Raw genomic sequence first — 13,257 nt, forward strand, 5'->3', positions numbered from 1 at the left:
CCCCCGAAGGCGTGAGTGAGCACATCCAGATTCCTTCTACTCTGGTGTCATGGAGGCTAAATCGCCCCCTCACCATGCTTCGCCAGTTTGATCGAGTGTACTGGTCACAAGAGGTTGTGGCGTGGTGCCTAAGCCGGCTCACCGGCCGCACGTTCGACTGCGTCTTAGCGAACGATGTTGAAGCCGTCCCACTCGCTCTCCGCCTGACCTCCCCCGAGAAGATCCACGCAGACCTGCACGAATATTCACCTCGCCAGAAAGAAGATCTCCGCCGATGGCGGCTGTTCGTTGCACCCTGTTTTCGTTTTCTCACGCGGCAATACGTCACGCAGGTGCCGTCTGTGACCACCGTTGGGTCGGGGCTCGCCGAGGAGTACGCGCGCGAATTCGGCATCGACGCAGATGTCGTCACTAACGCGAGCCCTTTCCATGACCTCGCGCCTACACCAGTACCCGAGGACGCCCCCCTACGCCTCGTCCATTCGGGCGCCGCGATGCCGGATCGACGTCTCGATATCATGATCGACGCGGTGGCGCGCGTACCAGAATTGAGATTCGATCTCTATCTCGCACCGAACACGCCCTCGCTCGTGAAGGATTTGCGCACGCAAGCACACGAGTTGGCACCCGAGAGAATCCGCGTCCTCGATCCCGTACCGTATACGGATCTCATTCCTACACTCAATAAGTACGACGTGGGCTTCTACTCGATCCCACCCGTGAGCTTCAACCAAAAATTCTCCCTACCGAACAAGTTCTTCGACTTCGTGCAAGCTCGGCTTGCCCTCGCCATCGGCCCCTCCGTTGAGATGACTCGTATCGTGCACGAACACGCGCTCGGACGTATTGCATCCGGATTCGATGCTGATGGACTCGCCGCTATGCTCGCGGGGCTCACTCCCGAGAATGTCCGCATGTATAAGGCAAATTCCCACACGGTAGCCAAGGAGCTTAGCGCCGAATCGCAAGTAGCTACATGGGCGGCTAGCGTCGATCGAATCGCGGGACTCTCGTGACTGCGCAGGTCACGGTCGTCATTGCTTGCCACAGCGCGGAGCGTCCACTCGACCGCGCTGTGCGAAGTGTGCTCGAGGGAAACGAACGTCACGCCCACCCACTCGTCGTTGCACACAATATTCCGCTCGAGGAGCTCTCGCTCTCAATAGCCGAAGACCTACGCCCTCGGGTGCAGATTCTCCCTCACATCGATGGCATCTCCTCGCCCACTGGGCCATTCAATGCCGGTCTCGATGCGGTCGACACGCCGTGGTGCGCCGTGATGGGATCCGATGACTGGCTCGAACCGGGGGCCGTCGAGTCCTGGCTTCGCCTTGCGAAGCGATATAAGGCGGAGGCAGTCCTCACGAACCTCGCCCTAGGGTCTCCGACGCGGACCGTACCGACCCCTCCCGCGCGTGTGCTTCACCGAGGGTTACGGCACGAGCGGACAGATCGCCTCGTCTACCGGTCGGCTCCGCTAGGCCTCTTGAGTACGGCGATGCTGGAGCGCTTAGGGCTGAGATTTATTCCCGGCCTCTCGGTTGGTGAGGACGTCGCATTTGCGACGAGGCTCGCATGCGAAGCACGCGTCGCCGTAGACCGCACGGGGCCGGCCTACGTGATAGGCGAAGATGCCGGGGATCGCGTGACCTATGTTGTTCGACCGATTCGTGAACAGCTCGCGTTTGTTCCGCCGCTCATCGCTTCGCCGTGGTTCAACCGTCTCGCACCTTCGACTCGCGCAGCGATCATCGTGAAATTTATCCGCATCCATGTATTTGGGACAGTGCACTACCGTCCCGGCGTAGAAAGCTGGAGTGGTAGTGATCGAGAAGATCTAGCTTCGCTGTGTCAAAGGCTTCTCAATGCTAGCCCATCCGCGGTTCGATCATTCTCGAGAGCCGAAGCTTCTCTTCTCGCTGCTTGTCTCGATCCAACCGTTGACGCTGCAAGCCTCGCGGAACTCTCCCGTAAGAGACGACACCACGGCACACCCGCAACTCTTGTCACGAGTCGCGTTGGCGACCTTTTCCTTCCCGATGCACCGCCCCGTTTCATTGCTGCGTCAGCCGCAACCAAGCTCACCGGCACAGTTGCCGCCGCACTACGCAGCTACAAACGGCCTTCCTGAACGCACACGCAAGTCCAAAGTCCGCTGGTGGCAAGGTGGGTCGCTAAGCTTACGGTGTGAAAAAGTTGTTCTCCATGGTTCGCGCGTTGCTTAACGCACTTCCGGCGGGGACGAAAAAGTTTATCTGGACCTTTTCGGCCATCCTTGCAGCGCTATCGTTGCTCGATATTCTCGCCCTCGGCTTACTCGCATTGCTCCTCGCCCCGATGCTGGCGGGTGAAACCGCACGCATCCCGGTGATCGGAGTGACGCTCCGATCACCGGGCGACTTTGGAATAGCGCTCGCCGTCGTGTGTACGCTGATCATCACGAAGGACCTTCTCGCCATTGCCGTGCAGCGTTTCTCGACGCGGCGTTTCGCGCAGTTTGAGCAGGATCTCGGAGCGCGGCTCCTCGACTCATTCTTTTTCGCCCCGTGGACGGAACGCCTCTCGCGAAACTCGACGGATCTCGTGCGCTCAACCGACGTCGGAGTGGCCTCAACCGTCTCAGGTGTTCTGATTCCTTTTACGCAGCTCATTGGCGAGATCTCCACGCTAGTTGCCGTGCTGCTCGTGCTTATCGTGGCGCAACCGATCATGGCGCTCACAAGCGCCGTGTACTTCGCACTTGTCGGTCTCGTTCTTTACGTGTGGATTCTTCGCAAGGCCGTCGCCGCAGGCAGGGATAACCGGAATTTTTCGACCAAAGCCGTGCGGATGGTGAGCGAGATGGTGGCTTCGCTCAAAGAAATCACTCTTCGCAACAAAACCGAAGAGGTCGAGGAAGCTGTCTTAGCCCTCCGAAGAAAGGCCTCGAGCGCACGCGCCGACCAGGTATTCCTAGGTTCCTTGCCGCGATACGTACTCGAGATCGGTCTCATTGGGGGCCTCGCCATCGCTGCGCTCATTGGCTACTCACAGGGCGGCATGACGGGCGCGATGAGCTCACTTGCCCTGTTCGGTGTCGCGGGATTCAGGCTCGTCCCCTCCCTAACTCGTTTCCAAACCATCATGGCGCAAACCGGCGCGAACATGCCGTACGCGGATCGAGTCCTCAACGAGGTTGAGGCTGGAAAGCGCTACCGCAAAGGGCATACCGAACGTCTCGGAGGGAAAGCATTGGCCCGGGACGCTGCGGTGCTTCGACTCGAGAATGTTTCCTTCACGTACCCCGGCACTTCAAGCGAAGCGGTGCGCGGCGTCTCGCTCACTGTCCCCTTTGGCCAGTCGCTTGCTCTCGTGGGTAAGTCCGGTTCCGGAAAGTCAACACTTGTGGACATCATGCTAGGGCTCATGCAGCCGTCATCGGGAGCCCTGTTCATCGACGATATTCCGATGTCTGAGGCTCTTCTATCGTGGCGTTCGCGTGTGGGCTACGTTCCCCAGCAAGTGGCACTCTTTGACTCAACGATCGCCAACAACGTTGCACTCAGCTGGAACAACGACGAGATTGATGAAGACCGTGTGCGTCGTGCACTCGAGCGTGCCCAGCTCCTGAGCGTCGTCGAAGCGCGCGACGGAGGAATTTGGGCGAGCGTCGGCGAAGGAGGCATGAGCCTTTCCGGTGGTCAACGCCAGCGACTCGGTATCGCACGGGCCCTGTATGCCGAGCCTCTCGTCCTTGTCATGGATGAAGCCACCTCAGCCCTCGACACTGCTACCGAAGCTGCCGTCACACGAGCCGTCAATGCATTGAGCGGCGAAGTTACAGTGGTGGTGGTCGCTCATCGTCTCGCCACGATTCGCGAGAGTGACCAAGTTTGTTTCATGCGTGATGGTGCTGTCGCCGCTCATGGAGCTTTTGATGAAGTTGTCGTCGCAGAACCTGAATTCGCGGAACAGGCTGCTCTCGCGGGGCTCGTTGATCTATCAGCGCTCACCAGTGGCGCCGCTTTGCACATTCAAAGCTCTTCTGCGACCATCGCCCCTTCGCCCTCGCCTAAGGACAAATCGTGACCTCGCTACCTCACGCTCGTCTCAAAGACCTCAGAGTCGCTTCCTTGGTTTACAACGATGCACATAACGATGCGCGAGTACTCAAGGCCGCGCGGAGCCTCGCCGACAATGGAGCAGAAGTAGAGATCATTGCCGTCGCGCGCGAGGCTCAAGGGCACCCCGCCGGAAAAGAGTCACGCGGGAACCATGTCGTGATCAATCGAGTACCGGCGTTCACACTCGATCAGATCGCGGGCCCGCTGGCTCCACGATTGCGAAAACGACTCGGTTTCGGAGCGCCCGGCACATCGATGCGCTCTCCAGGAAACGAGGGGCAACCTAATAGAACGCCCGCACGAGCGGAATCCACACGCACCCAAAAGAAGAGTCCCGCATCGCAGGCTTCTCAAGCACTCCTCCGCTTTGCCCGCAAAGCCGCTGTGTCCGCGTGGGGGCCGGTGTCTCTCACGTATTACTGGGCAGGAGCTACCCGGACGCTCCTGAGCGAAGACAACGACGTAGTTCTCGCGAACGACGCCAATACACTCGTTCCAGCGCTCATCCTTCACGCTCTCAAGGGCACGAACTTTGTGTATGACTCCCATGAGCTTTGGCGCCGCAGGAACGTTCCCAAGCGTCGCATCGCGCCATATGTTGAGGCCGCAATTGAGCGGGTCGGGATTACACGTGCCAGTCGTGTCACGACAGTCTCCCCCTCAATCGCCGCATGGCTCAAACGCGCCTACAACCTCGATGAGCTTCCCGCTCTCGTGCGCAATATCCCCTCTAAGGCGCCTGTCCCCGATCGTTCCGAAGGGCGCCTGCACGATCTCGCCGGCCTCCCACCGGATGTTCCGATCATTTCGTACGGCGGGGGTATCACTACCTCACGTGGGATCGAGGAGACGATCGACGCGCTTGCACTCATGGATCCGAGCGTTCACCTAGTGATGCTCGGATACGGATCTGAGGACTACATTGAGTCGCTTCACCAGCGCGCGAAGAGGCGAGGTATCGAGCATCGTATCCATGTTGTGGGCCCCGTCGCTCCCGACGAAGTGACCTCAGCCCTTGCCGATGGAGACGTCGCCGTAGTGCATATCCGCCCCACGTGCTTGAGCTACCGCTTCGCGTTGCCGAATAAACTGTTTGAGTCGATCCGCGCAGGTCTACCGGTTGTCGCTGCTGACTTGCCCGATCTCGCCGCAATCATCCGCGAGTTGGGTGTCGGACGCACAGTCGCGCTAGAAGACCCCAGCAGTCTCGCGGATGCTCTCACCACCGTTCTGCGAGACGGCGACGCATTCCGGGCTGCAGCGCGCGAAACAGCGCCAATCCTCACATGGGAACGCGAAGTCGAGGCTCTCATTGAGGGGATTCAGGAGGCAGCTCAATGATCGTCACTGCGGTAACCACCTGGTTCCCCACCCGGCAAAGCCCTAGCCGAGGCGCATTCGTGGTGCGCGATCTCCACGCGATCCAGAAGCATGCCGATGTTCGCCTCATCCATCTGGTTCCCCCCCATGATGACGACGGGACCCGCCGACTCGTGCATGAAGGCATCGAAGTTCTCCGGATTCCCTTCTCCCCCTCGCATCCGCACGGTTGGTTGCGCGCGATCCGCGTACTCAACCGCGCTCTTTCCGGGAGCGATGTCGTCCATTCCATGGCTTTTTCTTCACTCCTTGCGCTTGCACCCGCTCGCCTCGAAATGCCATGGCTCCACACGGAACATTGGTCAGCCCTCACGACTCCGGATACCCTCCCCGGACCGATCCGTTCTGGTTTACCGATTCTGACGCAACTCCTCCGACTTCCCGATCGCGTAAGCGCAGTGTGCAACTTCCTCGCGCGCCCTATTCGCGACGTACGCCGTGACCGCCCTGTCGATGTCGTTCCATGCATTGTTGAGCCCGGGAACCTTGTACCGCGACGCTCACGACGAGACGGTGCCTTGCGACTCATCTCCACGGGTGGCCTCATCGAACGGAAAGACCCCCTCATCGCGGTCGACACTGTCGCACATCTCGTAGATGCTGGCTATGACGTGACGCTCGAATGGCTCGGCGACGGGCCGTTAAAGGAGGCCACACGCGCGCACGCTGTCGACCTCGGGGTGAGCGAACGGGTGATCCTTGCGGGGTCCCAACCGTCACACAAAGTACGCGAACGACTTGGAGCCGCCGATCTCTTCTTTGGCCCCACTCGCGCGGATAACTTCTTCGTTTCAGCGGCCGAGGCACTCATTGCTGGTCGCCCCGTTGTTGTTGGAGCCACCGGCGGGCAGGGCGAGTACATAGATCCGGGTGTCGGCGCGCTCGTTCCTCGTCAAGATCCCGCCGCTTACGCAAGTGCGATACTCGATGTTGATGCCCGAACACGCGCATTGTCGAGTGACGAGATCGCGAGCGTGATCGGCGATCGTTTCAGTAGTGAGCGCGTGGGACGCGAATACGCGAACCTTTATGAACAGCTTCTCGCCAATCAGTGAGGTTTCACGGCTGATAGCAAGGAAGCTCGAGCGAGTAGAGACGGTAGCCGTTCTCCTCAGCTACGAGGTGTAGGTAGCGTTCTGGAATTGACGAGATTCCTTCATATGCTCTCGAAGCCCGAGCGTTCACGCGCGATCCGGGAAATTCAGATTCATCGAGGTACACGTGGGTGACGCCCTCGCGGAGCATCGACGTACACACGGCCTCGCTCGGCGATAGCTGAGAGGCATAGCGGCCAATGCGGCGTTGATCGAGAGTCTGCGGAGGCGCAAGTGAAGGGTACACAACCTTGCGCCCTCCAAGCGAGTAGAAAAGCGTCGTCCCGTCGAGAGGCGAGCCGAGTACGACCACTTCCTCGGGAAGTTTGGCCGCTTCGCGTTCGATGAAAGCGCGCTCTTGCGCGGTGACATAGGGATAAAGCTGCTCTCCCCAGGCCGTGTATGCGAGGCTCGCTGTTCGCGGGAGCCTGTGCGGAAGGAGTGCGCCGGTGAGGCCTAAGCCTCCGACCGTGAGAGCAACAATGAGTACGATAGACAGGCTTGCGACCTGAGCTCCTCCCCTCTTGAAGGGCTCCGCGGCCAGGGCACGGAGGAAAAACGCTGCACCGACACCGGCCAGCGCAACGATTCCGATTTCCCACAGACCGTGGACCCTCTCTCGAGCGCCATACCAGGGCGCGGCGAGCATCGCGAAATGCCCCTCGGTCTCTTGGCACGCGAATGTCAGCACCGCTGAAGCACAGAGGAGTATCGCGGCCCCGGTTGCCGTCTCCCTCGCCTTGCGCCAAGGCCCACCAGTGATCAACCCGGTGAAGGCAAGCGCATAGAGCCCGACCAATCCAAAAATTGCGAAGGGCATAGCCCGGACCCTCGGGCGATCGACGACGAGGGTAAGTATCGTCGTCGCAGTTGTGTGGGGGGCCTGCTTAGTGAGATTCATGTCGCCGAAGACCAAGGAGACCGTAAAGACATACCCCACGCCTATACCTATCAGGAGCACAAGCACGAGCCAGGCTCGGCGCTTATGCATACCAGTGAGTATTGACCTAAGAGCCCATGCGACGAGCGCCGCCCATAGGGCCACGAGATAACTGATGAAAGCCGAGGGGTGAGCCGCGAAGACCCCGGCTGGGACGAGAAAGCGAAGCGCACCTGCGCGTGAGTCAGCAAGGGCCGCTACGGCCGTGGGAAGGAGACTGACACCCAGGAGAAAAGGCCAAAGAGCGATGACAAGGCCGATCATCGCTGGCGAGGAAAACCCGAGCGTCGCTAGCCCAATCGAGGCGGCTAGAATCCATTGCGACCAGCGCTCCTTCGCAGATGCAGGCTCACCCCCGACTCGTTCGATTACGACGAGGGCGACGCCGAAAGACGTCACAGGAATGAGCGTAAGAACCGCGAGCAACACTGAATTTGCTGACATCACCGGGTCGAACGGCATGAGTGCCGCAAGCGCATCAAATGTCGTTGGATAAAACTCACTCGCCCCTCCATACATATCCCGCATCGCAGTCCACGCAAAGGCGTCACCGTTGTCACGGATCATTGCGATCGCCGAGTAATGATAAAAGGCGTCATAGGCACCGTTGAGATTGCGGATACCTCCCATTGCCCCGAGAGCGCCGTAGCCGATCGCTAGCGCGCTCACGATGAGGACTCCAAGTCCTACTGCGATGGGAGCTTCGCGATGAGTCGCGCGGGTGTCGGATCTATGCTCGCCGGAGTGCTTCTTCAACGCCCAAGCGCGCACGCCCCACGTGCCAAGCGCGCTCACGCACGCACACGCGCCAAAAAACCATAAAGCCCAGCGTATTCCTGTGAGAGCTCCCACCGCACTCGCGATGAACATGAGGAGCGCTGTGAGCGCTGGAGCATACACCATGGAGCGGGCTCCGAGCACCCCGAGTGCGCGCACGATAGACCAGCCCGGGACTAGGAGAACTGCGAGTGCAAACGCGAGCGCGAGCACCTCTTGCATGGCGAAGTCCTCTCAGATGGCGGGGAACAAAATGGGGAAGACGGGGATCAGGAACTGTAAGCGCTACCTGTGAGCATATCCGCGTATGCTCTTGCGATCTTTCCCCCGCCCCGTGACTCGCGAATCCATTGCCTCACCGACGACGCACGCGATTGGTACAACTCAGAGTCCGCAAGGAGCCCACAGATCTTCTGCGCTGCCTCCTGCGGACTCTCAACAACCCATTCTTCGGGATAAACGCTTCGTGCCCCGCCAAACGCTCGCGCCTCGGGCCAGTCTCTTACGATGGGAATTGCGCCTGATGCAGCCCCCTCGGCGACAGCCTCGTGAGTTCCCTCATGTCGTGACGCAGAAAGAACAAACCCCGCACGCCTAAAGACGCTGGGCATATCGTCACGCTGCCCAAGCAGCTCCACGGTTCCCGCATCGCGCAGGCCCTGGGCAACAATGCTTTCCCAGTCACGAGGCGCCTCCCCCGCTAACAGCAATCGAAACTCGGGTTGCGAGCGCAGCACTTCACGGAGAACTTCAAGTGCCCATGAAGGGTCTTTGACGGGTCGATTCCATCCCACCAATATCGCCGTTCTGTGCGCATCCTCAAGCTTGGGGAGGGTAAACCTATCCGTGTCCAAGGCGTTCGTGATGACACTCGTGCGGCTCGCCTCTAGGTCGGGGCGCAATTTCAGCAGAAGATTGCGCACGTGGTCAGCGACGAAGACCGTGTGGGTCAAGCGAGAAAAATCAATGAGCAACGGAAATGCGGTAAACGCCTCGAAACGGTGGAAACGGCCATAAACCGGGAGCTCGCCAAAGTCGGTTATCGACGCCCATACCAGAGCATGATGTCCCCATTCCACAAAAATCGCCTCGGCCCACTCGACGTCGGTACGCATCGACTCGGGCAGCGGGCGCGTCACTCCCGCAAGACGCGCCCGGATAAGTGAGTGCATTCGAAGGTCGTCAGCCTCTACATGCTCGGCAAGATCAACCCTCCGGCATTCGGCTATCCCGCGCTCTTCCAGCAGGGCGATCACCCGATCGACAAACGTAAACGACCGATGCGCGACGACCAGGAGACGTACAGGACGACCGGGAGGTGCTTGAGAACTCGTTCCACTTGAGTACAAGTTTTCCGACGGTTCCCCGAGCCGTCGGACTGCTTTCGATTCACGAAGAATCTGCGCGAACCGTAACGGATCATGACGGACTTCTACGTGATGGGTGAGCTCAAAAACTTTCACGAGAAAGCCCGTGGTCGAATCGAGGTCGCCTCTCGCGAAAGCTCGATCGGCAAAGCGCAGCAGGCGTCGGACCGTACGCTCTAATTCTCCGACCTGGCGGTCTCCGTGCGCGAGGCCGGCCCTCCTCGCGACGAATTCAAAACTCGCCCCGAGGGAGCCGGGAAGATGCGCACCAAGGCGTGCGAAGGAGGGCGGAATGCGCACCCGGGCCCCTACAGCTCGACCGTGCGACCTGCCGCCGCCGAGTCCAAAACTGCTTCCACGGCGCGGACCGTATTTAGGCCTTCGCGCATCGTCACGATGTTCGAGACGTCGCCGCGTACAGCGTCGCGGAAGGCTTCGTGTTCGGTCTTCAAAGGCTCCTTGCGGTTGAGAGCGTAGCGAACGGTATCACCCTCACTCACGCCGCGGAAGGAGGCAATCGCGTCCCATTCGTTTACGGTCTCGCCGTTGGCATGGAACGTGAGATCTGCGGTCAACGTGTCGCCAACGAGTGCGCCTTTTTCACCGGTCGCGATAGTCACGCGCTCTTTGAACGGCGATAGCCAATTTACGAGGTGGTTCGTAATGGTGCCATCGGCGAGGCGGCCCGCAATCGAGACCATATCCTCGTATTCGCGGCCGGACTTGCCGGTCGTCACAGCCGAGACCCGCGCAAAACTTGAGCGAGCAACGAATGCCGTGAGGTCGAGATCGTGAGTGGCGAGATCTTTCACGACCCCGACATCGGCAATTCGTGCTGGAAAAATCCCCTGGCGACGGGTAGAGATCTGATAAATATCGCCGAGCTGGCCATTTTCGATACGCTTGCGCATTTCCTGGAGAGCGGGGTTATAGCGTTCGATATAGCCCACCGCGCCCACAAGACCCTTTGATTCAAAGGCATTGGTGATTTCTTCAGCCTCGATGATGTCGAAAGCAAGCGGCTTTTCGACAAGCGTATGAACACCGGCCTCGGCGAGCGCGAGCGCTACGTCCCGGTGAAATGCAGTCGGCACTGCAACCACGCAATAGTCGAGCCCAGCTTCGATAAGGGCTTCGACATTTGGCAAGACTTCGTAGCCGGGCGCGGCGCCATGCGGATCGCCTTGAGGATCCGCAACGGCCACGAGATCGACGCCTTCGAGAGCGCGAAGATTACGGGCATGATGACGGCCCATCATGCCGAGGCCAATAAGACCAGCGCGAAGATTTTTGCTCATCAGGCACCCGCTTTCGCAACGGCATTCACGGCCTCAACCACGCGCTCGCGATCCGCATCACTCACACTCGGATGAACCGGAAGTGAGAGCACTTCGCGCGCAGCTTTCTCCGTCACGGGGAGCTCAATGTCGCGGCGATCAAACGAGGCAAGGCGGTGCACGGGAGTCGGGTAGTACACGCCGCAGCCCACTGCATACTCCTCGCGAAGCGCCTGGGCAAAGCGGTCGCGCTCCTCTGCGCTGGCCCCATCAATACGAATCGTGTACTGGTGGTACACGTGGGTCGCTCCCTCGGCTACCTTGGGCACCACGACACCTTCGAGGTGTTCATCGAAGAATGCAGCTGTCTCCTGGCGGCGCTTCGTCCATGCCTCCAGCTTGGTGAGCTGAACACGGCCAATCGCGGCATGGATGTCGGTCATGCGGTTGTTGAAGCCAGCGACCTCGTTTGCGTACTGCTTCTCCATCCCCTGGTTACGGAACAGACGGATTCGACGTGCCGTCTCGGCATCCTCGCACGAGACCATGCCGCCCTCACCCGAGGTCATGTTCTTGGTCGGGTACAGCGAGAACATGCCCCAGCGACCGAACGTACCGACCTGCTTGCCGTTGAGAGTCGCGCCGTGGGCCTGCGCGGCATCTTCGCCAACCCACAGGCTGTGCTTCTTCGCGACTTCACAGATCTGCTCCATCGCGGCCGGATGACCGTAAAGGTGTACGGGCTGAATCGCCACCGTTCGCTCGGTAATCGCCGCTTCGATCTGCGCGGGGTCCATGCAGAATGAATCGAGATCGATATCGACGAAAACAGGCATCGCCCCGATCACGGCAACCGCATTAGCGGTCGCCGCAAAGGTGAAGGACGGAACAATAACCTCGTCACCGGGCTTGATACCCGAGGCGAGAAGACCGAGGTGCTGACCCGACGTGCCCGAGTTAACGGCAACGCACTCACGCCCACCGGCGAGCGCGCTCGAGAACTCCTTTTCGAAAGCCGCGACCTCGGGTCCCTGCGCGATCATGCCGGAAGCAAGTACGCGGTCAACCGCGGCACGCTCCTCCTCGCCGATGATCGGCTTCGCAGCAGGAATCAGATTGTATGACATGTGCAATGTCCTTCTTCTCAATCGATAAAACTATGCGGCATTTTCAAGCAGGGCGAGGCCACCGGTCACATCGTCTTCAACGTAGTGTTCGCCCGTCTCGGGACACACCCAGCCGCCGTCGGGGTCTGCTGCGAGGGGCTTACCTGACCTACCAACCCAACCAATGCGCTTCGCGGGCACCCCGGCAACGAGCGCGTGCGGTGGGACATCTTTAACGACGGTCGAGCCCGCGGCCACAAGCGCCCAGGCACCGATAGTGACAGGGGCCACGCAGACAGATCGTGCACCGATGGCGGCGCCCTTTTCGATCGTCACGCCCACCGGTTCCCAGTCGGATGCTCTCTTCGGGCTCAGATCCGGGTTGACTGCGCGCGGAAAATGATCGTTGGTAAGGACGACTGCGGGCCCGATGAACACCCCGTCACCAAGCACGGCAGGTTCATACACAAGGGCGTAGTTTTGCACTTTGCACCCCGCCCCCATTGTGACGCCGGAGCCGATATAAGCTCCGCGTCCGATGATGCAATTCTCACCAAGTGAGGCCCCCTCGCGAACCTGCGCGTAGTGCCAGACTGAGCTGCCTTCGCCGACACTCGCCTCAGGTGAAACGTCCGCCCCCTCTGCGAGCCGGTAGTTACGCTCTGTGCTCATGCCCCCACCTTGCCACCCGTAAAGCAATGTTGGCGGGACTCCCGCAGCTTTTTGCCTTTTTCGTACGCAAGATCGCGCAATTCTGTTTGATACCTCACCATTTTTTCGCGGATTTCTCGCGCAAAATCCGAGTCTCCGGAACCCAGAATTCGCGCTGCGAGGAGCCCGGCGTTGGCAGCGCCACCGATCGATACGGTTGCGACGGGCACTCCCTTCGGCATTTGCACGATCGACAAGAGTGAGTCCATGCCGTCGAGGTGCCGCAGCGGAACGGGAACGCCAATCACAGGAAGGGGGGTAAGGGCGGCGAGCATTCCCGGCAGGTGTGCGGCTCCGCCTGCACCGGCAATGATCGCACGCAGGCCGCGCTCGTGCGCGGATCGTCCGTACTGGATCATGTCTTCAGGCATGCGGTGAGCGCTCACGACCTCGACCTCGCACGGGATGTCGAAATGGGCGAGCTGCTCTTCGGCGTCTTTCATCACGGGGTAGTCCGAATCGGACCCCATGACGATACCGACCAGGGGCTTCTTACTCATGT

At 60.1% G+C, this 13,257-nt stretch carries 13 protein-coding genes; 6 read left to right on the forward strand and 7 right to left on the reverse strand.

Annotated elements, in window-relative coordinates:
* Positions 1–341 precede the first annotated feature (341 nt).
* The 4 genes from HMPREF1484_RS11850 to HMPREF1484_RS10440 all read left to right on the forward strand — a co-directional run bounded on the left by HMPREF1484_RS11850 (position 342) and on the right by HMPREF1484_RS10440 (position 5,444).
* Positions 342–1,016, forward strand: coding sequence for a hypothetical protein (locus HMPREF1484_RS11850; protein WP_232049709.1), 675 nt, complete (start codon positions 342–344; stop codon positions 1,014–1,016).
* Positions 1,013–2,131, forward strand: a complete 1,119-nt coding sequence (locus HMPREF1484_RS10430) for a glycosyltransferase (RefSeq protein ID WP_016665024.1) — start codon at positions 1,013–1,015, stop codon at positions 2,129–2,131. The genes HMPREF1484_RS11850 and HMPREF1484_RS10430 overlap by 4 nt, the downstream gene beginning before the upstream one ends.
* Before the next feature lie 74 nt (positions 2,132–2,205).
* A complete protein-coding gene (locus tag HMPREF1484_RS10435; protein ID WP_016665025.1) occupies positions 2,206–4,068 on the forward strand; it encodes an ABC transporter ATP-binding protein in 1,863 nt (620 codons plus the stop codon).
* The gene (locus tag HMPREF1484_RS10440; RefSeq protein ID WP_016665026.1) at positions 4,065–5,444 is read left to right on the forward strand and encodes a glycosyltransferase; all 1,380 of its coding nucleotides are present in this window, start codon (positions 4,065–4,067) and stop codon (positions 5,442–5,444) included. The genes HMPREF1484_RS10435 and HMPREF1484_RS10440 overlap by 4 nt, the downstream gene beginning before the upstream one ends.
* Here the strand turns inward: HMPREF1484_RS10440 and HMPREF1484_RS11855 are convergent.
* Positions 5,438–5,710 carry a hypothetical protein gene (locus tag HMPREF1484_RS11855; protein WP_232049710.1) on the reverse strand — a complete coding sequence of 91 codons (273 nt, stop codon included), beginning with the start codon at positions 5,708–5,710 and terminating at the stop codon, positions 5,438–5,440. The two genes, HMPREF1484_RS10440 and HMPREF1484_RS11855, sit on opposite strands and share 7 nt — an antisense overlap.
* On the opposite strand from HMPREF1484_RS11855, the gene HMPREF1484_RS12015 reads away from it, so the two are divergent.
* Positions 5,597–6,538: a glycosyltransferase gene (locus HMPREF1484_RS12015; protein WP_332067306.1), complete on the forward strand. Its 942-nt coding sequence runs from the start codon at positions 5,597–5,599 to the stop codon at positions 6,536–6,538. The genes HMPREF1484_RS11855 and HMPREF1484_RS12015 overlap by 114 nt on opposite strands.
* Positions 6,539–6,542: 4 nt before the next feature.
* Here the strand turns inward: HMPREF1484_RS12015 and HMPREF1484_RS10450 are convergent, their stop codons facing one another.
* Positions 6,543–8,516, reverse strand: a complete 1,974-nt coding sequence (locus tag HMPREF1484_RS10450; protein ID WP_016665028.1) for a DUF6541 family protein — start codon at positions 8,514–8,516, stop codon at positions 6,543–6,545.
* Between the two features lie 47 nt (positions 8,517–8,563).
* Positions 8,564–9,466: a glycosyltransferase family 4 protein gene (locus tag HMPREF1484_RS10455; protein ID WP_141740672.1), complete on the reverse strand. Its 903-nt coding sequence runs from the start codon at positions 9,464–9,466 to the stop codon at positions 8,564–8,566.
* A 249-nt stretch (positions 9,467–9,715) separates the two neighbouring features.
* Between HMPREF1484_RS10455 and HMPREF1484_RS11915 the strand changes: the two genes are divergently transcribed.
* Positions 9,716–9,841: a hypothetical protein gene (locus HMPREF1484_RS11915; RefSeq protein ID WP_255348415.1), complete on the forward strand. Its 126-nt coding sequence runs from the start codon at positions 9,716–9,718 to the stop codon at positions 9,839–9,841.
* A gap of 128 nt (positions 9,842–9,969) precedes the next feature.
* On the opposite strand, the gene HMPREF1484_RS10460 is transcribed toward HMPREF1484_RS11915, so the two are convergent.
* From HMPREF1484_RS10460 to purE, 4 genes are read right to left on the reverse strand one after another with little or no spacing between them, the layout of a single operon-like run.
* Positions 9,970–10,959 (reverse strand): Gfo/Idh/MocA family protein, encoded by a 990-nt coding sequence (locus HMPREF1484_RS10460; protein ID WP_016665030.1) that lies wholly within the window; start codon positions 10,957–10,959, stop codon positions 9,970–9,972.
* Positions 10,959–12,065, reverse strand: a complete 1,107-nt coding sequence (locus tag HMPREF1484_RS10465) for a DegT/DnrJ/EryC1/StrS aminotransferase family protein (protein ID WP_016665031.1) — start codon at positions 12,063–12,065, stop codon at positions 10,959–10,961. The genes HMPREF1484_RS10460 and HMPREF1484_RS10465 overlap by 1 nt, the downstream gene beginning before the upstream one ends.
* Before the next feature lie 30 nt (positions 12,066–12,095).
* Positions 12,096–12,716: an acyltransferase gene (locus HMPREF1484_RS10470; protein ID WP_016665032.1), complete on the reverse strand. Its 621-nt coding sequence runs from the start codon at positions 12,714–12,716 to the stop codon at positions 12,096–12,098.
* Positions 12,713–13,255 (reverse strand): 5-(carboxyamino)imidazole ribonucleotide mutase, encoded by a 543-nt coding sequence (gene purE / locus HMPREF1484_RS11735; RefSeq protein ID WP_016665033.1) that lies wholly within the window; start codon positions 13,253–13,255, stop codon positions 12,713–12,715. The genes HMPREF1484_RS10470 and purE overlap by 4 nt, the downstream gene beginning before the upstream one ends.
* Between the last annotated feature and the right edge of the window lie 2 nt (positions 13,256–13,257).

Origin of the sequence: Dermabacter sp. HFH0086, from assembly GCF_000413375.1 — a bacterium.
Classification (GTDB): domain Bacteria; phylum Actinomycetota; class Actinomycetes; order Actinomycetales; family Dermabacteraceae; genus Dermabacter; species Dermabacter hominis.

Coding starts and splice junctions, on each gene's coding strand:
- HMPREF1484_RS10450 (WP_016665028.1), bottom strand. CDS start 8,516: ATGCAAGAGGTGCTCGCGCTCGCGTTTGCACTCGCAGTTCTCCTAGTC.
- HMPREF1484_RS11915 (WP_255348415.1), top strand. CDS start 9,716: ATGACGGACTTCTACGTGATGGGTGAGCTCAAAAACTTTCACGAGAAA.
- purE (WP_016665033.1), bottom strand. CDS start 13,255: ATGAGTAAGAAGCCCCTGGTCGGTATCGTCATGGGGTCCGATTCGGAC.
- HMPREF1484_RS10460 (WP_016665030.1), bottom strand. CDS start 10,959: ATGAGCAAAAATCTTCGCGCTGGTCTTATTGGCCTCGGCATGATGGGC.
- HMPREF1484_RS10465 (WP_016665031.1), bottom strand. CDS start 12,065: ATGTCATACAATCTGATTCCTGCTGCGAAGCCGATCATCGGCGAGGAG.
- HMPREF1484_RS10455 (WP_141740672.1), bottom strand. CDS start 9,466: ATGCACTCACTTATCCGGGCGCGTCTTGCGGGAGTGACGCGCCCGCTG.
- HMPREF1484_RS11855 (WP_232049710.1), bottom strand. CDS start 5,710: ATGGACGACATCGCTCCCGGAAAGAGCGCGGTTGAGTACGCGGATCGC.
- HMPREF1484_RS10470 (WP_016665032.1), bottom strand. CDS start 12,716: ATGAGCACAGAGCGTAACTACCGGCTCGCAGAGGGGGCGGACGTTTCA.
- HMPREF1484_RS10435 (WP_016665025.1), top strand. CDS start 2,206: ATGGTTCGCGCGTTGCTTAACGCACTTCCGGCGGGGACGAAAAAGTTT.